16 protein-coding genes are annotated in these 22,316 nt (G+C 64.7%); 5 read left to right on the top strand and 11 right to left on the bottom strand.

Annotated features, from left to right (window positions below):
* Positions 1-217: 217 nt before the first annotated feature.
* A complete protein-coding gene (locus EWH21_RS15335; RefSeq protein ID WP_277698746.1) occupies positions 218-1,558 on the bottom strand; it encodes an NCS2 family permease in 1,341 nt (446 codons plus the stop codon).
* 589 nt (positions 1,559-2,147) lie between these two features.
* Between EWH21_RS15335 and EWH21_RS15330 the strand changes: the two genes are divergently transcribed.
* Positions 2,148-2,915: a GntR family transcriptional regulator gene (locus tag EWH21_RS15330; protein WP_037050562.1), complete on the top strand. Its 768-nt coding sequence runs from the start codon at positions 2,148-2,150 to the stop codon at positions 2,913-2,915.
* 276 nt (positions 2,916-3,191) lie between these two features.
* On the opposite strand, the gene guaD is transcribed toward EWH21_RS15330, so the two are convergent.
* The 5 genes from guaD to EWH21_RS15305 form a co-directional block, all read right to left on the bottom strand.
* A complete protein-coding gene (gene guaD / locus EWH21_RS15325; protein WP_277698745.1) occupies positions 3,192-4,496 on the bottom strand; it encodes a guanine deaminase in 1,305 nt (434 codons plus the stop codon).
* Positions 4,497-4,655: 159 nt separating this feature from the next.
* Entirely contained in the window at positions 4,656-5,501 is an 846-nt protein-coding gene (gene xdhC / locus EWH21_RS15320; protein ID WP_047588650.1) for a xanthine dehydrogenase accessory protein XdhC, read from the bottom strand.
* A gap of 208 nt (positions 5,502-5,709) precedes the next feature.
* The gene (gene xdhB / locus EWH21_RS15315; RefSeq protein ID WP_277698744.1) at positions 5,710-8,106 is read right to left on the bottom strand and encodes a xanthine dehydrogenase molybdopterin binding subunit; all 2,397 of its coding nucleotides are present in this window, start codon (positions 8,104-8,106) and stop codon (positions 5,710-5,712) included.
* A 62-nt stretch (positions 8,107-8,168) separates the two neighbouring features.
* The gene (gene xdhA, locus EWH21_RS15310) at positions 8,169-9,623 is read right to left on the bottom strand and encodes a xanthine dehydrogenase small subunit (protein WP_037050570.1); all 1,455 of its coding nucleotides are present in this window, start codon (positions 9,621-9,623) and stop codon (positions 8,169-8,171) included.
* Between the two features lie 340 nt (positions 9,624-9,963).
* On the bottom strand, positions 9,964-11,097 hold the full coding sequence (locus EWH21_RS15305; RefSeq protein WP_277698743.1) for an alkane 1-monooxygenase: 1,134 nt from the start codon (positions 11,095-11,097) through the stop codon (positions 9,964-9,966).
* A gap of 234 nt (positions 11,098-11,331) precedes the next feature.
* On the opposite strand from EWH21_RS15305, the gene EWH21_RS15300 reads away from it, so the two are divergent.
* From EWH21_RS15300 to ligA, 4 genes are all read left to right on the top strand, one after another.
* On the top strand, positions 11,332-11,991 hold the full coding sequence (locus EWH21_RS15300; RefSeq protein WP_037050575.1) for a GntR family transcriptional regulator: 660 nt from the start codon (positions 11,332-11,334) through the stop codon (positions 11,989-11,991).
* Between the two features lie 6 nt (positions 11,992-11,997).
* Complete coding sequence (gene smc, locus EWH21_RS15295; protein WP_277698742.1) at positions 11,998-15,486, top strand: chromosome segregation protein SMC; 3,489 nt, start codon at positions 11,998-12,000, stop codon at positions 15,484-15,486.
* Positions 15,487-15,656: 170 nt separating this feature from the next.
* On the top strand, positions 15,657-16,478 hold the full coding sequence (gene zipA, locus EWH21_RS15290) for a cell division protein ZipA (RefSeq protein ID WP_047588657.1): 822 nt from the start codon (positions 15,657-15,659) through the stop codon (positions 16,476-16,478).
* Between the two features lie 102 nt (positions 16,479-16,580).
* Positions 16,581-18,944: an NAD-dependent DNA ligase LigA gene (ligA, locus tag EWH21_RS15285; protein WP_277698741.1), complete on the top strand. Its 2,364-nt coding sequence runs from the start codon at positions 16,581-16,583 to the stop codon at positions 18,942-18,944.
* Positions 18,945-19,348: 404 nt separating this feature from the next.
* Here ligA and EWH21_RS15280 read toward each other — a convergent pair whose 3' ends face one another.
* From EWH21_RS15280 to EWH21_RS15260, 5 genes are all read right to left on the bottom strand, one after another.
* Positions 19,349-19,717: a glutathione S-transferase N-terminal domain-containing protein gene (locus EWH21_RS15280; RefSeq protein WP_277698740.1), complete on the bottom strand. Its 369-nt coding sequence runs from the start codon at positions 19,715-19,717 to the stop codon at positions 19,349-19,351.
* Positions 19,718-19,780: 63 nt separating this feature from the next.
* On the bottom strand, positions 19,781-20,326 hold the full coding sequence (gene folE, locus EWH21_RS15275) for a GTP cyclohydrolase I FolE (RefSeq protein WP_037050603.1): 546 nt from the start codon (positions 20,324-20,326) through the stop codon (positions 19,781-19,783).
* A 200-nt stretch (positions 20,327-20,526) separates the two neighbouring features.
* Complete coding sequence (locus tag EWH21_RS15270; RefSeq protein WP_150605669.1) at positions 20,527-21,084, bottom strand: Smr/MutS family protein; 558 nt, start codon at positions 21,082-21,084, stop codon at positions 20,527-20,529.
* 110 nt (positions 21,085-21,194) lie between these two features.
* The gene (locus EWH21_RS15265) at positions 21,195-21,515 is read right to left on the bottom strand and encodes a hypothetical protein (protein WP_037050607.1); all 321 of its coding nucleotides are present in this window, start codon (positions 21,513-21,515) and stop codon (positions 21,195-21,197) included.
* An 81-nt stretch (positions 21,516-21,596) separates the two neighbouring features.
* A complete protein-coding gene (locus tag EWH21_RS15260; protein WP_037050610.1) occupies positions 21,597-22,193 on the bottom strand; it encodes a cysteine hydrolase family protein in 597 nt (198 codons plus the stop codon).
* Between the last annotated feature and the right edge of the window lie 123 nt (positions 22,194-22,316).

The following is a 22,316-nucleotide window of genomic DNA, read 5'->3' as shown; positions in this document are numbered from 1 at the left end:
GCAGTTTTGCGGCATTTCGGCCCTCTCCCCCAGCCCCTCTCCCATGAATGGGAGAGGGGAGCCAAGCGTGTGCAACCCTGAATGAACAGACCCGTAGCCTGGATGAAATCTGGGGCCGGCAACCTGCTTGCGGATTGCGCATCCGCCCATCGCGGCCGGGCCAAACGAAAAACCCCGGCACGAGGCCGGGGCTGCGATCAGCGCGGAACCTCTGCGTTCAGAGGAAGGCGAACTTGGCGATGAAGATCACGCACAGCACGTACAGGCTCAGCGACACCTTCTCGCGCTGGCCGGTCAGCAGCTTCAGCGTGGCGTAGGTGAGGAAGCCCAGGGCGATACCGTTGGCGATCGAGAAGGTCAGCGGCATCATCACCACGGTGACGATGGCGGGGATGGTGTCGGTATGGTCCTTCCAGTCGATGTGCGCCATGCCGCTCATCATCAGCATCGCCACGTAGATCAGCGCGCCGGCGGTGGCGTAGGCGGGGATCATGCCGGCCAGCGGGGCGAAGAACATCGCGGCGAGGAAGAGGATGCCGACGGTCATGGCGGTCAGGCCGGTGCGGCCACCGGCGGCGACCCCGGAAGCGCTCTCCACGTAGCTGGTCACCGGCGGGCAGCCGACCATGGCGCCGATCACGCTGGAGGTGGAGTCGGCTTTCAGGGCCTTGGACAGGTTCTGGATCTTGCCGTCCTCATCCACCAGGTTGGCGCGATGCGCCACGCCCATCAGCGTGCCGGCGGTGTCGAACATGTTCACGAAGAGGAACGCGAGGATCACGCTGATCATCGCCACGTTGAACGCGCCGGCGATGTCCATGGCCAGGAAGGTCGGGGCCAGGCTCGGTGGCATCGACACCAGGCCGCCGTACTCGACCAGGCCCAGGGCCCAGCCCAGGGCGGTGACGCCGAGCATGCTGAAGAGGATGGCGCCGAACACGTTGCGGTGGCTGAGCACGGCGATCAGCAGGAAGCACACGGCGGCGAGCAGCGCCGACGGGTTGCCGAACGAGCCCATGGTCAGCAGCGTGGCCGGGCTGTCGACGACGATGCCGGCGGTCTTCAGGCCGATCAGGCCGAGGAACAGGCCGACCCCGGCGCCCATGGCGAAGCGCAGGCTCATCGGGATGCTGTTGAGCAGCCACTCGCGGATCTTTGACAGGCTCATGATCATGAACAGCACGCCGGAGATGAATACCGCGCCCAGGGCGATCTGCCAGCTGTAGCCCATCTCACCGACGACGGTATAGGTGAAGAAGGCGTTCAGGCCCATGCCGGGAGCCAGGCCGACAGGCCAGTTGGCGTACAGCCCCATCAGGAAGCAGCCCAGCGCCGCGCCGATGCAGGTGGCGACGAAGGCGGCACCGTGGTCGATGCCGGCGCTGGCCATGATGTTGGGGTTGACGAAGATGATGTAGGCCATGGTGACGAAGGTGGTCACACCAGCGATCAGTTCGGTCTTGATGGTGGTGCGGTGCTCGGTCAGTTTGAAGAAGCGGTCGAGCGGGCCACCTCTTGCCAGTTGAGTCGCGTGTTGTTCTTGTTTGACGCTTTCCACAGCGGGTACTCCTCATCTCTCTTGTTGTGTACCGCCCAGAGCGTTGCGCAAGGACAATGCTCTCTGAGGCAGGCGGTGTTCTCGGCGGTGCTTCCTGGCTAAGTTGTTGACCGAGCGGTCAAGAAGTCACTCAGGCGCGATTATGCTGTTGTATACAAAAAATGCAATTAATGTTTTTAATGTTGCATGAATCGCACCATTCGCCGATCTCCAGGGTTCAGCGGGTGGATTTGGCGACAATCGTCTATCTGTTGGTAAAAGCCCTTTTAAAACAGACAGATGGATGATCCATCCTGCAGCTCGTTCTGGTCCCGGGAGGGTATGCCAGGAGCGATCGACTCGGCCTTATCCGGTAACGACCTGAAGGGTGGCGTGCATATAAGGAAAGAGTTTGAGGGCGCGCTCGGTTTTCTCGCCTGCCGGCTGACCTCTCAGGGAGGACGTCATACGACGACAGGTGTGGTGGCTGGTTGAGTTGTGTACAATTGGCCGAATTTTTTTCTGATGTTTTTTCGCTCGGAGCTTGTCAGCTACCGGGTAGAACACAGTAGAGTCGCAGTGTCGCCGACTCTCATTGACGCGAGCCAGAATGAACGATCAATTGCAGCCACTGAAGAAGCAGCCGCGTGCGGGCAAGAGCAGCCGTAGCGGGACTCAGGACGATGTCGTATATGCCCATATCTTCGATGCCATTCTCGAGCAGCGCCTGGCGCCAGGCACCAAGCTGAGCGAAGAGGCCCTGGGCGAGATCTTCGGTGTCAGTCGCACCATCATTCGCCGTGCCCTGTCGCGCCTGGCCCATGAAGGGGTGGTGCTGCTGCGGCCGAATCGCGGTGCGGTAGTGGCCAGCCCCAGCGTCGAGGAAGCCCGGCAGATCTTCTACGCACGCCGACTGGTGGAGCGCGCGATCACCGAGCTGGCCGTCGAGCATGCCACCGCAGAGCAGCTCGCCGAGCTGCGGCAGATGGTCAAAGACGAGCAGGACAGCTTCTCCCGGGGTGACCGTGGCGCCGGCATCCGCCTGTCCGGCGAGTTCCACCTGAAGCTGGCCGAGGCCGCGCGTAACGCGCCGCTGGTGAGCTTCCAGCGCAGCCTGGTGTCGCAGACCTCGCTGATCATCGCCCAGTACGAAAGCGGCAGCCGCTCGCATTGCTCGTACGACGAGCACAACCAGCTGATCGACGCCATCGAGGCACGCGATGCCGAGCGTGCGGTGCACCTGATGATGCACCACATGGACCATATCGACAGCAAGCTGAACCTGGACGAGGAAAGCGCCTCGGATGACCTGCACGCAGTGTTCTCGCACCTGCTGCAGACCAAGAAGAAGCCTGGGCGGAACGCGGCCAACCGCTGATTGGTTGCGCTGGATACGAAAAAAGCCCCGATGTTCGCGCATCGGGGCTTTTTTGTCGGGGCGGCGTGGTTGGGCCGAGGCGCATGTGTGCAGGCGCTGGCAGGCCCGCGATGCGCGGCTGAGCTGATCGCCGGCAAGCGGGCTCCTGCGATCGTGTCGCGTGCTGAACATCTCGCGCCACGCTGTCGGCACGAATCCATTCGCGATGCCGCCGCGCATCGCGGGTAGCCTGATCGCGGATGGATCCGCTGCGACGAAAGCGCTCGGGCGCCGGCCTCAGCTGCGCTGGTGCACCGATACGCCGGCGGCGAAGGTTTCCTTCACGGCGCGATCGTCACCGAGCATGGTCAGGGCGAACAGGCGTTCTTCCAGGCTCCTGGCCTGCTGCATGCGGTAGCTGATCAGCGGCGTGGCGTTGTAGTCCAGCACCAGGAAGTCGGCATCCTTGCCCGGCAGGAAGTTGCCCAGCCGGTCGTCCAGGTACAGCGCGTTGGCGCCGCCCAGAGTGGCCAGGTACAGCGACTTGAACGGGTCGAGCTTCTTGCCCTGCAGCTGCATCACCTTGTACGCCTCGTTCAGCGACTGCAGCTGGCTGAAGCTGGTACCGGCGCCGACGTCCGTACCCAGGCCGACGCGGACGCCGTGTGCTTCCAGCTTGTTCAGGTCGAACAGGCCGCTGCCCAGGAACAGGTTGGAGGTCGGGCAGAAGGCCACTGCCGAGCCGGTTTCGGTCAGGCGCTGGCACTCCTCGTCGCACAGGTGCACGCCATGGGCGAACACGGCGCGCGGGCCGATCAGCCTGTGGTGATCGTAGACGTCCAGGTAACCCTTGCGCTCGGGGAACAGCGCCTTGACCCACTCGATCTCCTTGCGGTTCTCGGACAGGTGGGTGTGCATGTACAGGTCCGGGTACTCGCCGAGCAGCTTGCCGGCCAGCTCCAGCTGCTCCGGCGTGCTGGTCGGGGCGAAGCGCGGGGTGACGGCGTAGTGCAGGCGGCCCTTGCCGTGCCAGCGTTCGATCAGCGCCTTGCTCTCGGCATAGCCGGTTTCCGCGGTATCGGTCAGGTAGTCCGGGGCGTTGCGATCCATCAGCACCTTGCCGGCGATCATGCGCAGGTTGAGCTTGTCGGCTTGCTCGAAGAAGGCGTCCACCGACTGCGGGTGCACGCTGCCGAACACCAGGGCGGTGGTGGTGCCGTTGCGCAGCAGTTCCTTGAGGAAGATCGCCGCCACGTCGCTGGCGTGGGCCTTGTCGGCGAACTGCTGCTCGGTGGGGAAGGTGTAGGTCTCGAGCCAGTCCAGCAGCTGCTCGCCGTAGGAGGCGATCATGCCGGTCTGCGGGTAGTGGATGTGGGTGTCGATGAAGCCGGGGGTGATCAGCGCATCGCGATAGTGCTGTACCTCGACACCGGCCAGTTTCGGCAGCAGCTCGGCGGCAGCGCCAACCTGGGCGACCTTGCCATTCTCGATCAGCAGGATGCCGTCCTCGAAGTACTGATAGGACTGTTCCACGCCGACCACGGCCGGGTCGGCCAGGCTGTGCAGGATGGCGGCGCGGTAGGCTTTGACGGTATTGCTCATCGTTCGAATCTCATGGGTTGATCAATGCTGTGCGCTGGCCACGGGGCGAGCGCGAGCGGTCGTCGCGTCTCCCGGCGGGGAGGCGAGTAGAACCCATGCGTCCCCAGGTGAACAGCGTTGTGGCTGGGGTGCGCCTTGCGCACCGGAAAATCGGGGCAATCAGGAGCGGCGCGACGCCGGCAACAGCCTGGCCACGCTGGATTCGCCTTTCTTGACCTCCTGGCCGGCTGTCTTTTCACCAAACAGGGCGTTGTAGGTGGCGATCACCTCGCCGGCGATGGACACGGCGATCTCCACCGGCAACTTGCCCTTCACCTCGGGCAGACCCATCGGGCAGCGCATGCGTGCCATGAGCGGCTCCTCGAAGCCGCGCTCGCGCAGGCGGTGCTCGAACTTGACGCGTTTGGTGCGGGAGCCGATCAGGCCGTAGTAGGCGAAGTCGCCGCGCTGCAGGATCGCCGCGGTCAGCTCCAGGTCGAGCTGATGGTTGTGGGTCATGACGATGTAGTAGCTGCCGGGCGGCATGTTCTCCACCTCGTCGACCACCTCGTCGTTGACGATCTTCTGCACGTTGGCCGGGATCTGCTCGGGGAACTCGTTCTCCCGCGAGTCGATCCAGCGCACTTTGCACGGCAGGCTGGCCAGCAACGGCACCAGCGCACGGCCGACATGGCCGGCGCCGAACACGGCGATCTGCGCCTGGGGCTGGCCCATGGGCTCGAACAGCAGCACGGTGGCGCCGCCGCAGCACTGGCCGAGACTGGCACCGAGGGAAAAGCGCTCCAGGCGGGTGTCCTGGCTGCGGCTCTCGAGCATTTCACGGGCCATCTGCATGGCCTTGTACTCCAGGTGGCCGCCACCGATGGTTTCGAAGATGCGCTCGGCGGTGACCACCATCTTCGAGCCGGCGTTGCGCGGGGTCGAGCCGCGCTCCTCGATGATGGTCACCAGCACGCAGGCTTCGCCCTTGTCTTGCAGGTCGGCGAGGGCACTGATCCAGCTCATTTGCTCAGCCTCCAGGAAGGCGTGGTCTGTCCCGGGCGCGGCAGGCGCCAGTTGCTTGGCGACGGCTCGAGAATCGGCTCCGGTGCCGGGCGCGCGGGTGGATTGTTCGGCTCGGTGTGTCTTGTCATTGTTGTACACCTCTTTGCTTTGGGTCGTAGCCCGGATGCAATCCGGGGCAGGGTTCCCCGGATTTCATCCGGGCTACGAATCAGGCCGGCTCGGCCTCGGCAGTGCTGGCTGCCTTGCTCTGTGCTTTCAACTTGCGCATCTGCTCCACCCCCCAGAGCACGCGCTCGGGCGTGGCCGGGGCGTCGATCTGCGGTTGCACCTGGTAGTCGGCCAGGCTGGCCACGGCGTCCTTCAGGGCGCACCAGGCCGCGATGCCGAGCATGAACGGCGGCTCGCCGACGGCCTTGGAGTGGAACACGGTGTCTTCCGGGTTCTTGCGGTTCTCCACCAGCTTCACGCGCAGGTCGATGGGCATGTCGGCGATGGCCGGGATCTTGTAGCTGGCCGGGCCGTTGGTCATCAGCTTGCCCTTGGCGTTCCACACCAGCTCCTCGCAGGTCAGCCAGCCCATGCCCTGGACGAAGGCACCCTCGACCTGGCCGATGTCGATGGCCGGGTTCAGCGAGTCGCCGACGTCATGCAGGATGTCGCCACGCAGCATGCGATATTCGCCGGTCAGGGTGTCCACCAGCACCTCTACGCAGGCCACGCCGTAGGCGTAGTAGTAGAAGGGGCGGCCGGCAGCCTTGTCGCGGTCGTAGTAGATCTTCGGCGTGCGGTAGAAGCCGGTCGAGGACAGCGATACCTGGCCGAAGTAGGCCTTCTGGATCATTTCCTCGAACGACAGGAAGTGATCGCGCACCCGTACCTGGCCATTGCGGAACTCGATGTCTTCCGGCGTGACCTTGTATTCGCGTACCAGGAAGTCCACCAGGCGCTGCTTGATGGTCTCGGCGGCGTTCTTCGCCGCCATGCCGTTGAGGTCGGCACCGCTGGAGGCAGCGGTGGGCGAGGTGTTGGGCACCTTGTCGGTGTTGGTGGCGGTGATCTGGATGCGCTCGATATCGACCTGGAAGACCTCGGCCACGACCTGCGCGACCTTGGTGTTCAGGCCCTGGCCCATCTCGGTGCCGCCGTGGTTCAGGTGGATCGAACCGTCGGTGTAGATGTGGATCAGCGCACCGGCCTGGTTGAGGAAGGTGGCCGTGAAGCTGATGCCGAACTTCACCGGGGTCATGGCCAGGCCTTTCTTCAGCACCGGGCTCCTGGCGTTGAAGGCGCGGATCTCTTCGCGGCGTTTGGCGTACTCGCAGCTTGCCTCCAGCTCGGCGGTCATCTCGTGGATGACGTTGTGCTCGACGGTCTGGTGGTAGTGGGTGACGTTGCGCTCGGTCTTGCCGTAGTAGTTGCGCTTGCGCACTTCCAGCGGGTCCTTGCCCAGGCTGCGGGCGACGGCGTCCATCACTTCCTCGATGGCGACCATGCCCTGCGGGCCGCCGAAGCCGCGATAGGCGGTGTTCGAAGCGGTGTTGGTCTTGCAGCGATGACCGTTGATGGTGGCGTTGCCCAGGAAGTAGGCGTTGTCCGAGTGGAACATGGCGCGGTCGACGATGGAACCGGACAGGTCCGGCGAGTAGCCGCAGTTGCCGGCCAGGTCCATCTCGATGCCGTGCAGCAGGCCGTCGTCATCGAAGCCGACGTCGTACTCGACATAGAAGGGGTGGCGCTTGCCGGTCATGCTCATGTCTTCCATGCGCGGCAAGCGCATCTTGGTCGGCCGGCCGGTGAGGTGCGCGATCACCGCGCACAGGCAGGCGGGGCCCGCGGCCTGGGTTTCCTTGCCGCCGAAACCGCCCCCCATGCGACGCATGTCGATGACGATCTTGTTCATCGGCACGCCGAGCACCTCGGCGACCAACTTCTGCACCTCGGTGGGGTTCTGCGTCGAGGTGTAGACCAGCATACCGCCATCCTCGGTGGGCATGACCGAGGAAATCTGCGTTTCCAGGTAGAAGTGCTCCTGGCCGCCGATGTGCAGCGTGCCCTGCAGGCGACGCGGGGCGCTGGCCAGCTGGGCAGCCGAGTCGCCGATGCGGTGGGTGTGGCTGGCGAGGACGAAGTGCTGCTTGCGGTAGGCCTCGACCACGTCGAGCACCGGCTCCAGGTCCTCGTACTCGACGATCGCGGCCATGGCCGCCTTGCGCGCGGTTTCCAGGCTTTCGGCGGCCACTGCCAGGACCACCTGGCCGACGTACTCGACCTTGCCGTCGGCCAGCAGCGGGTCGCCGGCGACCACCGGGCCGATATCCAGCTGGCCCGGTACGTCATCCTTGGTGATGGCGATGGCCACACCCGGAATCTCGTAGCAGGGGCGGGTGTCGATGCGCACGATGCGCGCATGGGCGCGGTCGGACTGGCGCGCGTAGACGTGCAGCTGGTTGGGGAATTCCAGGCGGTCATCGACATAGACCGCTTCGCCGGATACGTGCTTGTCCGCACTCTCGTGCTTGACGCTGCGGCCCACGCCGCTGGTCATGCCGGCGCGAAACAGTGCGGCCAGCTCTTCCTGGGATTTGTGTTCGATATGACTGGACATCTTCGCCTCCAAAACTTCGCATGCCGCCGGACGGGCCGGCGGCGGATCAATTCACTGCACGCTTACGCGTAAGCGGTAACCCGGGTTTCGATCTCGGGCGACTGCTGTTCCAGGAAGAACTTGCGCAGCAGGTTCTGGGCAGTGAGCAGGCGGTATTCCTTGCTGGCGCGGAAATCCGACAGCGGGGTGAAGTCTTCACTCAGCGCCTCGCAGGCGCGTTCGATCACGCCTGGATACCAGGCCGAGCCGACCAGGGCCGCTTCGCAGGCGCTGGCGCGTTTGGGGATGGCGGCCATGCCACCGAAGGCGATGCGCGCTTCGCTCACCACGCCGTCGACGAGGGTCAGGCTGAACGCCGCGCAGACGGCGGAGATGTCGTCGTCGAGGCGCTTGGACACCTTGTAGGCGCGGAACGCCTGGTTCGCCTGCTTGCGTGGCACGATGATCTTCTCGATGAACTCGGCTTCCTGGCGAGCGGTCACCTTGTAGTCGAGGAAGTACTCCTGCAGCGGCAGGATGCGCCGGTTGTTGCCCTGGCGCAGGGCGATCTGCGCACCCAGGGCGATCAGCAGCGGCGGGGCGTCGCCGATGGGCGAGGCGTTGCCGATGTTGCCGCCCAGGGTGCCCTGGTTGCGGATCTGCAGCGAGGCGAAGCGGTGCAGCAGCTCGCCGAAGTCCGGGTATTCGTGCGACAGCGCTGCGTAGCAGTCGGACAGCGCGGCGGCGGCGCCGATCTCGATGGCACTGTCGGTCACTTCGATGCGCTTCATGTCTTCGATATGGCCGACGTAGATCATCACCGGCAGTTCACGGTGGAACTGGGTGACTTCCAGGGCCAGGTCGGTGCCGCCAGCCAGCAGGCGCGCTTCGGGGTTGGCGGTGTAGAGGTCGGCCAGGTCGGCCACGGTCAGCGGTACCAGGCAGCGCTTGTCGCCACTGTTGAGTTCGGCGGTTTCACGCGGGGTGATGGCCTTGAGCTGGGCGACGGTGTCGCTCTCGAAGGCATCGAACTGGTCCGGCTGCTTCTGGCAGCAGGCCTGCTCGGCGGCGTCGATGATCGGGCGGTAGCCGGTGCAGCGGCACAGATTGCCGGCCAGGGCCTCCAGCGTAGCGCCCTTGTCGTAGCCACTGGCGCCTGACGCGGCCTGGTTCTTCTGCAGGGCGAACAGCGACATGATGAAACCGGGGGTGCAGAAACCGCACTGCGAACCGTGGCAGTCGACCATCGCTTGCTGCACGCTGTGCAGCTTGCCCTGGTGCTTGAGGTCTTCGACGGTGATCAGTTGCTTGCCGTGCAGGCTGGAGACGAAGGTCAGGCAGGAGTTGAGGGTGCGGTAGCGCACGCGCTCCCCGATCAGTTCGCCGACCACCACGGTGCAGGCGCCACAGTCGCCGGAGGCGCAGCCTTCCTTGGTTCCGGTCTTGCCGACGTGTTCACGCAGGTAGTTGAGCACGGTGACGTTGGGGTCCAGGGCATGCTCGGTACGCAGCTCCCGGTTGAGTAAAAACTGGATCAAGGACGACCTCCAGGCACTTTATTGTTATGAATCGGTTGGCCGCCAGTGAAATGCACGCGTCGCAAGGCGCTGGCGCGGTTGCCAATAGGGGCAATCTAGAGATTTCTGACTTTTGGGTCAACAAATATTTGACCTGGCGGTCAGCTGTTTGTCATGCGTTTCGGTTATGAGCGGCTGATGCGGAAAGCGTAGCGACTTTCATGCCAGTGAAGGGTGCTGGCACGGGGCCTGGAGAGGGGGAGGCGGTGTGAGCCAGGAGAGGGTTGCGCGCATGGCGTGCGGTGCAGCAAAACAGCCCCGGGCGCTTGCGCGGCCGGGGCTGGCTGGGGGCGAGTGAGGCTCAGGTCAGCTGCGATTCGCTCAACTGGTGTTCCTCGCCGGCGTAGTAGGCGCGCACCTTGGGGTCCATGATCGCGCGCCACAGTGGCGGAAAGAGGGCGAGCACGATCATTCCGGCATAGCCGTTGGGGAGTTGCGGGCTGTCGTCGAAATGGCGCAGCACCTGGTAGCGCCGCTTGGCGTATGCGTGGTGGTCGGAGTGGCGCTGCAGGTGGAAGAGGAACAGGTTGGTCAGCAGGAAGTTGCTGTTCCACGAATGATGCGGCGTGGTGCGCTCGTAGCGGCCATTGTCCAGTTTGCGCCGGTGCAGGCCGTAGTGCTCGACGTAGTTGACGATCTCCAGCAGGGTGAAGGCCATCAGCGCCTGGCCCAGGAAGAACAGTGCGCCCAGCCAGCCGAAGGCCAGGCTGAAACCGAGCAACAGCAGCGCACTGATGGCGTGCCACCAGATCAGCTCGTTGCGCCAGTGCAGGGCAGGCAGGCCGCGGCGCTGGAGGCGCTCGGCCTCCAGCCTCCAGGCGTTGAGGAAGTTGTGCTTGTAGGCATGTGGCAGGAAGGCGTACAGGCTCTGGCCAAACCGCGAGGACGAGGCGTCTTCCGGCGTCGAGACATGCACATGGTGGCCACGCACGTGCTCCACCTTGAAGCCGGCGTAGCACACCGCTGCCAGCAGCAGGCCGCCGGCGTTCTGTTCCAGCGCCGCATCCTTGTGAATCAGCTCGTGCGAGACAGTGATGCCGATGGCGCCCATCACCGTGCCCACCGAGAGTACCCAGCCGAGCTGGCCGACCCAGCTCCAGCCCGCGTAACTGACGAATATCCAGGCGCTCCAGACCAGCATCGCCAGCAGCAGCGGCACCGTCGCCAGGCTCAGCAGGCGATAGTAGCCCTGGGCTTCCAGTGCTGGCACCTGGTCGCGCTCGTCCGGGTTGGCCGGGTCGCGGCCCACGACGAAGTCGAGCAACGGAATCACGCCGAACACCACCGTGATCACCAGCCAGGCCCAGGCGTCGGCATGAGCGCTGCCCAGCGACCAGTGGTAGCTGAGGGGGATGCCGAGCACCGGGATCAGCCAGATCCAGTAGCCGACCTTTTTCAGGGCGAGCATCCAGTGCGAGGGAAGTCTTTCGAACATGCCGGTCTCCGTCTGATTGTTGTTATGAACTGACATGTAGGATTGTAGGACAATCAGTTTTTGTGACCATGGCTTCATGGCCAACCTTTAGAACGGAAAGCACATGCCGCGGACGCTTGGCCCGGTAACACCCTGTGTTACACTCGCCGCCAGATTTTCTTGCTTCCGCCCAGCCGTGGCGGGGCCCCCAGACTCGACCGCCTGCCCGCTGTATCGACGCACATAAGGAATGTCATGACGTTCAAGGCCCCGGACAGCCTCGCCGAGCAAATTGCCCACTATCTGGCCGAACGCATCATTCGTGGTGAGCTCAAGGAACGTGAGCGCATCCAGGAGCAGAAGGTCACCCAGGCCCTGAATGTCAGCCGTGGTTCGGTGCGCGAGGCACTGCTGATTCTCGAACGTCGCCACCTGATCGTGATCCTGCCGCGCCGGGGTGCCCAGGTCAGCGAACTGACCGCACATCACGTCACCAGCCTCTATGCGCTGACCATCGAACTCTACGCCATGCTGGCCCGCGCGGTGATCGAAGGGTGGAAGGTGGAAACCGACCTGGCGCCGTTCATCGACATCCAGCAGCGCCTGCTGGACAGCCTGCAGCGTGGCGACATCGGCGCCTTCGTCGAGAACAGCTTCGACGTCATGCGCGCGGCCTTTCCCTTCGCCGACAACCCCTACCTGCAGGAAACCCTGGAGAACCTGTTGCCGGCCATCAGCCGCACCTATCACCTGGCGCTGGAGCGCCGCAAAGGCGAGATGGGCCAGTTCATGGGCACCTTCGCCAGCCTGCTGCAGGCGATCATCGGGCGTGACCACGAGCGTGCCCGCGAAGTCCTGCAGGCCTACGGTCAGCACAACTGCCAGCTGGTGCTGGCGACCCTGGCGGAGCGCTAAGCCCCGATGCGCCTGAAGAGCATCAAGCTGGCCGGCTTCAAGTCCTTCGTCGATCCGACGACGGTCAGCTTTCCCAGCAACATGGCGGCGGTGGTCGGGCCCAACGGTTGCGGCAAGTCCAACATCATCGACGCCGTGCGCTGGGTGATGGGCGAAAGTTCGGCGAAGAACCTGCGTGGCGAGTCGATGACCGACGTCATCTTCAACGGCTCCAACACGCGCAAGCCGGTGACCCAGGCGTCCATCGAGCTGATCTTCGACAACAGCGACAACTCGCTGGTGGGCGAGTACGCCGCCTTCGCCGAGATTTCCATCCGCCGCCGGGTCACCCGCGACGCGCAGAACACCTACTTCCTCAACGGCACCAAGTGCCGTCGCCGCGACATCACCGACATCTTCCTCGGTACCGGCCTGGGGCCGCGCAGCTACTCGATCATCGAGCAGGGCATGATCAGCAAGCTGATCGAGGCCAAGCCCGAGGAGCTGCGCAACTTCATCGAGGAAGCCGCCGGCATCTCCAAGTACAAGGAGCGCCGCCGCGAGACCGAGAATCGCATCCGCCGCACCCAGGAAAACCTGGCGCGCCTGACCGACCTGCGCGAGGAGCTGGAGCGCCAGCTCGAGCGCCTGCACCGGCAGGCCCAGGCTGCGGAGAAGTACCAGGAATACAAGGCCGAGGAGCGTCAGCTCAAGGCTCAGCTGCTGGCGCTGCGCTGGCAGACCCTGAACCAGCAGGTCGGCAGCCGCGAGCAGGTGATCGGTGACCAGGAGGTGGCCTTCGAGGCCCTGGTGGCCGAGCAGCGCAGTGCCGATGCCAGCATCGAACGCCTGCGCGACGGTCATCACGAGCTGTCCGAGCGTTTCAACCTGGTGCAGGGCCGTTTCTATTCCGTGGGCGGCGATATCGCCCGCGTCGAGCAGAGCATCCAGCACGGCCAGCAGCGCCTGCGCCAGTTGCAGGATGACCTGCGCGAGGCGGAAAAGGCGCGCCTGGAAACCGAGTCGCACCTCGGCCACGACCGTACCCTGCTGGCCACCCTGGGCGAGGAGCTGGAGATGCTCCTGCCCGAGCAGGAGATGACTGCCGCTGCTGCCGAGGAGTCCGCCGCCAGCCTGGAGAAGGCCGAGACCACCATGCACGGCTGGCAGGAGCAGTGGGACAGCTTCAACCAGCGCAGTGCCGAGCCGCGTCGCCAGGCCGAGGTGCAGCAGTCGCGCATCGCCCAGCTGGAACAGAGCCTCGAGCGCCTGAGCGAGCGTCAGCGTCGCCTGGGCGAAGAATTGCAGCAACTGGCCGCCGACCCCGAAGACGCCGCCATTCTCGAACTGAGCGAACAGCTGGCCGCCGGCGAGCTGGAGCACGAAGCCTTGCAACTGGCCGAGGAGCAGCAGGCCGAGCGCCTGCAGCAGTTGCGCGAGGAACTGCAGCAGGCCGGTCAGGCGCAGCAGCAGGCACAGGGCGAGTTGCAGCGTCTCGATGGTCGCCTGGTCTCGCTGGAGGCGCTGCAACAGGCCGCGCTGGACCCGGGGCAGGGCGCTGGCGAGTGGTTGCGCGAGCAGGGTCTGCAACAGCGTCCGCGCCTGGCCGAAGGGTTGCGCGTGGAGGCCGGCTGGGAGCTGGCGGTGGAGACCGTGCTCGGCGCCGACCTGCAGGCCGTGCTGCTGGACGATTTTGCCGGGCTCGATTTTTCCGCGCTGGAACAGGGCGAGCTGCGCCTGCTCAGCCCCGCCAGGGGCGGCATGCGCAACGCCGGCAGCCTGCTGGACAAGGTGGAGGCGAGCCACGACCTGTCGCCCTGGCTGGCCGGCGTGCGTCCGGTCGAGTCGCTGGAGCAGGCGCTGGCGGCGCGTGCGCAACTGGCCGAGGGCGAAAGCCTGATCAGCCGTGACGGCTACTGGGTCGGTCGGCACTTCCTGCGTGTGCGTCGCGCTGCCGAGGCGGACAGCGGCGTGCTGGCGCGCGGTCAGGAGCTGGAACGCCTGCAGCTGGAACGCGAGGAACGCGAGGCGGCGCTGGCGCAACTGGATGAGCGTCTGCTGGGCCTGCGTGACGAGCAGCGTCGTCAGGAAGAGCAGCGTGAGCAACAGCGTCGCCAGGGCCAGGAGCTTGGCCGCCAGCTGGCCGAGCTGAAGGCGCGGCTGTCCGCCAGCCAGGCCAAGGCCGAGCAGCTGGGGCTGCGTCGCCGTCGTCTGCACGACGAGCTGCAGGAAGTGGCCGAGCAGCGTGAGCTGGAGCAGGAGCAACTCGGTGAAGCGCGTCTGCACCTGCAGGATGCGCTGGATGCCATGGCCCAGGACAACGAGCAGCGCGAGAGCCTGCTGGCCAGCCGTGACAGCCTGCGCGAGCGCCTCGACCGGGTGCGTCAGGAGGCCCGCCAGCACAAGGATCATGCCCATCAGCTGGCGGTGCGCCTCGGCTCGCTCAAGGCGCAGCACGACTCCACTCGCCAGGCGCTGGAGCGTCTGGAAATGCAGGCCGAGCGCCTGCACGAGCGGCGTGAGCAGCTGTCACTGAATCTGGAGGAGGGCGAGGCGCCGCTGGAAGAGCTGCGCATCAAGCTCGAGGAGCTGCTCGAACGGCGCATGGCGGTGGACGAGGAGCTGCGTCAGGCACGCCTGACCCTGGAGGATGCCGATCGCGAACTGCGCGACGCCGAGAAGCGTCGCAGCCAGGCCGAGCAGCAGGCGCAACTGCTGCGCGGCCAGCTGGAGCAGCAGCGCATGGACTGGCAGTCGCTCAACGTGCGGCGCAAGGCCCTCGCCGATCAGCTCGCCGAGGACAATTACGACCTGCACGGGGTGATCGCCACGCTGCCGGCCGATGCCACGGAGAGTGCCTGGGAAGAGGAACTCGAGCGCATGGCCGCGCGTATCGCGCGTCTTGGGCCGATCAACCTGGCGGCGATCGACGAGTACCAGCAGCAATCCGAGCGCAAGCGTTATCTGGATGCGCAGGATGCCGATCTGGTCGAAGCGCTGGAAACTCTGGAAAACGTCATTCGCAAGATCGACAAGGAAACGCGCAATCGTTTCAAGGAAACTTTCGATCAGATCAATGGCGGTTTGCAGGCACTCTTTCCAAAAGTTTTCGGTGGCGGCAGTGCTTATTTGGAACTCACCGGCGAAGATTTACTCGATACCGGTGTAACCATCATGGCGCGGCCCCCGGGCAAGAAGAACAGCACCATCCATTTGCTCTCCGGCGGAGAGAAGGCGTTGACCGCCCTGGCACTGGTGTTTTCCATCTTCCAGCTCAATCCGGCGCCGTTCTGCATGCTGGACGAAGTGGATGCGCCGCTGGACGATGCCAACGTGGGTCGTTATGCGCGCCTGGTCAAGGAGATGTCGGCAACGGTGCAGTTCATCTACATCACCCACAACAAGATCGCCATGGAAATGGCCGATCAATTGATGGGGGTTACCATGCACGAGCCGGGCTGCTCGCGTCTGGTGGCAGTGGATGTCGAAGAGGCACTGGCGATGGTGGAGAGCTGATGCGTCTGCCTGTGTAAAGTTGCCTTTCGTCGTGCTAGCTTATTGCCCACTTTTGTTACACGCGGAAAACGTCAGACAGAACATGGAGTTGGCGCCGCGTTTTATAGTCGAGTCAGGGTCCGATTGATTGGATCTTTTTTTCACCAGAATTTTTAAGGGTCAGGTATTTCATGGAATTCGGTCTGCGCGAGTGGCTGATCGTTATTGGCATCATCGTTATCGCTGGCATTCTGTTCGACGGCTGGCGTCGCATGCGCGGTGGCAAGGGCAAACTCAAGTTCAAGCTGGACCGCAGTTTCGCCAATATGCCGGATGACGACAGTGACCCGGATCTGCTCAGCCCGCCGCGGGTGGTTCAGCGTGACCTCGAACCGCAGCTGGATGAAGACGACCTGCCCTCGATGAGCGCCAAGGACCTGCCGCGCCGTCCGCGTAACGAACCGCAGCAGGGCGACCTCAACCTGGCCGTCGACGAGCCGGTGCCGACCCTGCTCAACCCGGTCGATGACGAGCCCGTCGAACCGAAGAAGCCCGCCAAGCCGGCTGCCGATGCCGCGCCGGTCGAGGAAGTGCTGGTGATCAACGTGGTTGCCCGCGATGACTTCGGCTTCAAGGGCCCGGCGCTGCTGCAGAACATTCTCGAGAGCGGCCTGCGCTTCGGCGAGATGGACATCTTCCACCGTCACGAAAGCATGGCCGGCAACGGCGAGGTGCTGTTCTCCATGGCCAACGCGCTCAAGCCGGGCACCTTCGACCTCGATGACATCGAAGGCTTCAGCACCCGCGCCGTGAGCTTCTTCCTCAGCCTGCCCGGCCCGCGTCATCCCAAACAGGCCTTCGACGTCATGGTTGCGGCAGCGCGCAAGCTGGCCCATGAGCTGGGCGGCGAGCTGAAGGACGACCAGCGCAGCGTGATGACTGCGCAGACCATCGAACATTATCGCCAGCGCATCGTCGAGTTCGAGCGCCGGCAGTTGACCCAGAAACGCTAAAGAGCAGCGGCAAGCTGCGAGCCTCAAGCTCAAGCCAAGCGCTTGGCTTGGGGCTTTTTTGTTCTTGCCGCCGCAAGTTTGTCGCTTGAGGCTTTATCTGCAATGACCGACGTCGCCCAACGTATATCCGCACTGCGCCAGGAACTGGACGCGCACAACTACCGCTATTACGTGCTGGACGAGCCCAGCGTGCCAGACGCCGAGTACGACCGCCTGTTTCGCGAGTTGCAGGCACTGGAGGCCGAGCACCCGGAACTGGTGACGCCCGATTCGCCGACCCAGCGCGTCGGCGGTGAAGCCCTCGGCGCCTTTGGCGAGGTGCGTCATGAGGTGCCGATGCTCAGCCTCGGCAATGCCTTCGAGGAAGACGACCTGCACGCCTTCGATCGCAGCGTGCAGAGCGGCCTGGGCCTGGCTGGCGGCGACCTGTTCGGCGGCGGTGCCGAGGTCGAGTACAGCTGCGAGCCCAAGCTCGATGGACTGGCGGTGAGCCTGCTCTACGAGAACGGCCAGCTGGTGCGTGGCGCTACCCGTGGCGACGGCAGCACCGGTGAGGACATCAGCAGCAACGTGCGCACCATCCGCAACGTGCCGCTCAAGCTGCAGGGCGAGGGCTGGCCGCAGGTGCTGGAGGTGCGCGGCGAGGTGTTCATGCCCAAGGCCGGCTTCGAGGAGCTCAATGCACGCCAGGCCGAGACTGGCGGCAAGACCTTCGCCAATCCGCGCAACGCGGCCGCTGGCAGCCTGCGTCAGCTCGACCCGAAGATCACCGCCAGCCGTCCGCTGGAGTTCTGCTGCTACGGCGTCGGGCAGGTCAGCGGTGAGCTGCCGGGTACCCAGGTGGCCATGCTGCAGCAACTCAAGGCCTGGGGCATTCCCATCAGCCGCGAGCTGAAGCTGGCCAAGGGCGTGCAGGATTGCCTCGCTTACTACCGCGATATCGGCGAGCGGCGCATGAGTCTGGCCTATGACATCGATGGCGTGGTGTTCAAGGTCAACAATATCGAGGACCAGCAGCAGCTGGGCTTCCGTGCGCGTACGCCGCACTGGGCCATCGCTCACAAGTTCCCCGCGCAGGAGGAGCTGACCGAGCTGCTCGACGTCGAGTTCCAGGTCGGTCGCACCGGCGCGGTGACGCCGGTGGCGCGGCTCAAGCCGGTCAAGGTGGCGGGCGTGATGGTGGCCAATGCCACCCTGCACAACATGGACGAGGTGGCGCGCCTGGGGGTGATGATCGGCGATACGGTGATCATCCGCCGTGCCGGTGACGTGATTCCGCAGGTGATGGCGGTGGTGCCCGAGCGCCGCCCCGATGATGCACGCCCGGTGCATATTCCCGAGCAGTGTCCGGTGTGCGGCTCGGCGGTGGAGCGTACCCAGCTGATCAAGCGCAGCAAGGGCAAGGAAAGCGTCAGCGAAGGCTCGGTTTACCGCTGCGTCGGTCGCCTGAGCTGCCAGGCGCAGCTCAAGCAGGCGATCATCCACTTCGTCTCGCGCCGCGCCATGGATATCGACGGCCTCGGCGACAAGACCATCGAGCAACTGGTCGATGAAAAGCTGATCGCCTCGCCGGCCGACCTGTACCAGCTGACCTTCGAGCAGATCATCGGCCTGGAAGGCTTTGCCGAGGTGTCCAGCAACAAGCTGCTGGCGGCCATCGAGGCCAGCAAGCGACCGACGCTGGCACGTTTCATCTATGCCCTCGGCATTCCCGATGTCGGCGAAGAAACCGCCAAGGTGCTGGCGCGCTCGCTGGCATCGCTGGCGCGGGTACGCCAGGCGCTGCCGGAAGTGCTCACCTACCTGCCGGACATCGGTCTGGAAGTGGCGCATGAGATCCACAGCTTCTTCGAGGATGCGCACAACCAGCATGTCATCGACGCGCTGCTCGGTGCCTGTGGCCTGCAGTTGCAGGAGGAGGGCGAGCTGAGCGCCGAGTTCAGCGCCGTCGCCACCCTCGGCGGCATGCTCGACAAACTCAATATTCCCAGTGTCGGTCCGGGTGCGACGCAGAAGCTGGCCGAGCGTTTCGGCAGCCTGGAAGCGGTGCTCGGCGGTGACTGGCTGGACATGCGCCAGACGCTGCCGGAGCGGCAGGCCAAGGCCGTGCGTGAATTCTTCGACGGCGAAGGCAACGCTCAGCGCGCCCGCGCCATCGAACAGCAGCTACGTGACTTCGGCATGCACTGGGAAAGCGAGAAGAAGGTCGTCGAGGGTCTGCCCCTGGCCGGGCAGACCTGGGTGCTCACCGGCGCATTGACGGTCAATCGCGATGTGGCCAAGGACAGGCTCGAAGGGCTTGGCGCCAAAGTGGCGGGCTCCGTGTCGGCCAAGACCCATTGCGTGGTGGCCGGGCCCGGCGCCGGATCGAAGCTGGCCAAGGCCAGCGAGCTGGGGATTCAGGTGCTGGACGAAGCGCAGTTCCGCAGTTTCCTGCGCGACAAGCACCAGATCGAGCTGGATTGACACCGTAGGGTGGATGACGCTTTTTTCATCCACCACGGCGATGGATCGGTTGCGGATGGTCTTGCGTGGCGGTGGATCGGTGAAGCGTGATCCACCCTGCGGGTGGGTGGCGCTCTTCTCATCCACCAGGGCGATGGATCGGTTGTGGATGGTCTTGCGTGGCGGTGGATCGGTGAAGCGCGATCCACCCTACGGGTGCGTGGATGGCGCTCTTCTCATCCACCAGGGCGATGGACCGGCTGCGGATGGCCTTGCGTGGCGGTGGATCGGTGAAGCGCGCTCCACCCTACGGTCTGGACTGGACGAAGTGCGGGTGTCGAACGCTGAACCTGTAGGAGCCGGCTTGCCGGCGAGCTGATCGGAGAAGCATCGCCGGCAAGCCGGCTCCTACGAAAAGCTTGGCGTCAGCTGGCGAAGCGCTGGTCGAGGTAGGCGATGATCGCCTTGGACTCGTACAGCCAGGTGCTCTGGCCGTTTTCCTCGATGCGCAGGCACGGCACCTTGATGCGTCCGCCCTGTTGTTCGAGGGTCTGGCGATGCTGGGCGTCGTTCTTGGCGTCGCGCAGTTCCACCGGCAGGTTCAGGCGATGCAGGTTGCGGCGTACCTTGACGCAGAACGGGCAGGCATGGAACTGGTACAGCGCCAGGTCGGCAGTGGCCTGTTCGACCTGGGCCTGAGCCTCGGGGCTGCGCGCCAGCTTGCGCGGACGGCTGATCCAGTCACCGAACACGACCAGTTGGCCCAGGCCGATGCGAAGGGCTTTTAGCAACATTGTCTCTACTCCTGAAATGCGCACGGCCGTTCACGCGGGTGAACGGCCGTGGTTGTCCGCCGTTTAGCGAACCAGATTGAGGAACTCGCCACGGGTGGCCGGGTTCTCGCGGAACTCGCCGAGCATCACCGAGGTGACCATGGAGGAGTTCTGCTTCTCCACGCCGCGCATCATCATGCACATGTGCTGCGCTTCGATCACCACGGCGACACCCAGGGCGCCGGTGACCTGCTCGATGGCCTCGGCGATCTGCCGGCTGAGGTTTTCCTGGATCTGCAGGCGACGGGCGAACATGTCGACGATGCGGGCGACCTTGGACAGGCCCAGCACCTTGCCATTGGGGATATAGGCGACATGGGCCTTGCCGATGAACGGCAGCAGGTGATGCTCGCACAGCGAATACAGCTCGATGTTCTTCACCAGCACCATCTCGCTGTTATCGGAGCTGAACAGCGCACCGTTGGTGACCTCTTCGAGGGTCTGCTCATAGCCGCGGCAGAGGTACTGCATGGCCTTGGCGGCGCGCTTGGGGGTATCCAGCAGGCCTTCACGAGAGACGTCTTCGCCCAGTTGGCCGAGGATGGCGGTGTAGTGTTGTTCCAGGGACATGGAGATTCCTGTTGGGTATCGAATGGCGCAGGGTAGGGCGCGAAACGGGGCCTGACAAGTACGTCAGGCGCCTGGAGGGCACCTCCGCCGACTCCCTGCGTCGTTTAAGACCGGCTGGCAGGCCAGCCCGGTCGAATGCTCATCTGCTGCTCGTGCACTGCGAGGGCCTCGTCTGCGTCTGGCAGGCGGTCAATGCCCGTTCACTCGTCGCGGCCGTCCATCATGGTGCGCTTGAGCATCACGTACACCGCGCCGGTACCGCCGTGCTTAGCCAGACAGGACGTGAAGCCGAGCACCTTGGGGTGTTGGCGCAGCCAGGTGTTGACGTGACTCTTGATCATCGGCTTGCGCCCGTCCATGCGCACCGCCTTGCCGTGGGTGACGCGCACGCAGCGGACTTCCAGCCTGGTGGCCTCGGCAAGAAACTCCCACAGCGTATCGCGGGCCTTCTCGACGCTCATGCCGTGCAGGTCGAGGCTGCCCTCGAAGGCGATCTGGCCCAGCTTGAGCTTGCGCATCTGGCCGTCCTGCACGCCATTGCCGGCCCAGTACAGCGGGTCTTCGGCGCCGACGTCGATGACGAACTGATCGGAAAGGCCGTCCACCTTGGTCTCGCCCTGGCTGATGGTCGCCGCCTGGCGCAGGGCAGTGAGCTGCTTGCGATCGGGTTTGGGTTTGCCGGTATCGGCGCGGTCGTGCTTGAGCGGCTTGACGCCACGCAGCTCGGCCTGGAACAGGGAAAAGTCGTCGTCTTGCATCGGTGGCTCCGCGAAACAGGCGGCTATCTTACCCAAATGCCAGGCGGTTAAGCGCAGAAAGACGGATTCGGCTGGCGATCATCCCGCCCACTGGTGGTGCGGTATCGCGCTCAGTCGCGCTTCTTCATCAGGTTCGGTGACAGGCTTAGGTCGCTGGGGCGGCGCAGGCGTCTGCGGCAACGCCGCCAGAAGGCGATGCCGGCCCAGAGCAGGAACAGACCGAGCAGCAGCAGGACAATGGCTTCACCGGTCGAGTCGTTGAGCGTGCCCAGTACCGGTGCCCGTCCAGCCAGCGAGGCGACGCCCGCCATCCCCAGAAGAATGCCGAACGCCGCCAGCAACGCGCCCAGGCCAGCCCCGATACGCAGGCTCCAGCTTCTCGGCTGGCGCGGGCGCAGGCGGCGTGCATCGAAATCGTCGGACAGCTTCATTCCGATTTCCTCCGGGTTATCGGCGGTGTGACCGGTCGCTTTCTCTGGAGTTCCGCCGCTCTGGCAAGGTTGCGACGTGCGTCAAATCAGCGATTTGCTGTGCGGCACGAGGGTGGCGAAGTTGTCGCCCAGGGCGATCATCTCGATGCGATGGACCTCGGCTGCGGAAATCACGCTGCCGTCCGCGGCGGGCAGGTCGCGAGTCGCGCAGGCGGCGTCGACCAGTGTGCAGCGATACCCGTAGTCCTTGGCGGCACGCACGGTGGTGCTGACGCTGGAGTGGGTCATGAAACCGCACACGATCAGGTCGAGATGGCCGAGCGCCTGCAGGCGGTCGTGCAGTTCGGTGCCGGCGAAGGCATTGGGCAGGCGCTTCTCGACCACGATCTCGCCGGCCAGCGGAGCGGCTTCCGGCAGGTGGCGACCGCGTGGGCCGCTGGGGTCGAGCAGGCCGCCGGGGATGCCGAGGTGCTTGACGTGCACGATGTCGGCACCGGCGCTGCGCGCGGCAGCCAGCAGGTTGGCGATTTCCGCCAGCGCAGGGTTCAGGCCGGGCAGGGCGAGGACGCCGCTGCGGTACTCCTCCTGGGCATCGATGATCAGCAAGGTCGCATTGTTCAGGCTGGCCGGTGCGTGGCCACGACCGGTGAGCTGGAACATGGTTTGCGGATGGGACATCTCGGGCTCCTGGCTGATGGTGATAATGTGCCATTGTCCGCTTGCCAGCGCGGTCTGTGAACCTCTATCTGCGCCAAAGCTTGCTCAGTGCAGGTTGCCGGAGCAGAATCGGAACTGCCTTGA

Origin of the sequence: Pseudomonas sp. REST10 (assembly GCF_029542605.1) — a bacterium.
GTDB lineage: Bacteria > Pseudomonadota > Gammaproteobacteria > Pseudomonadales > Pseudomonadaceae > Aquipseudomonas > Aquipseudomonas khazarica.
The sequence above is the reverse complement of the archived record's forward strand: the minus strand, read 5'-3'. Positions and strand labels throughout refer to the sequence as shown.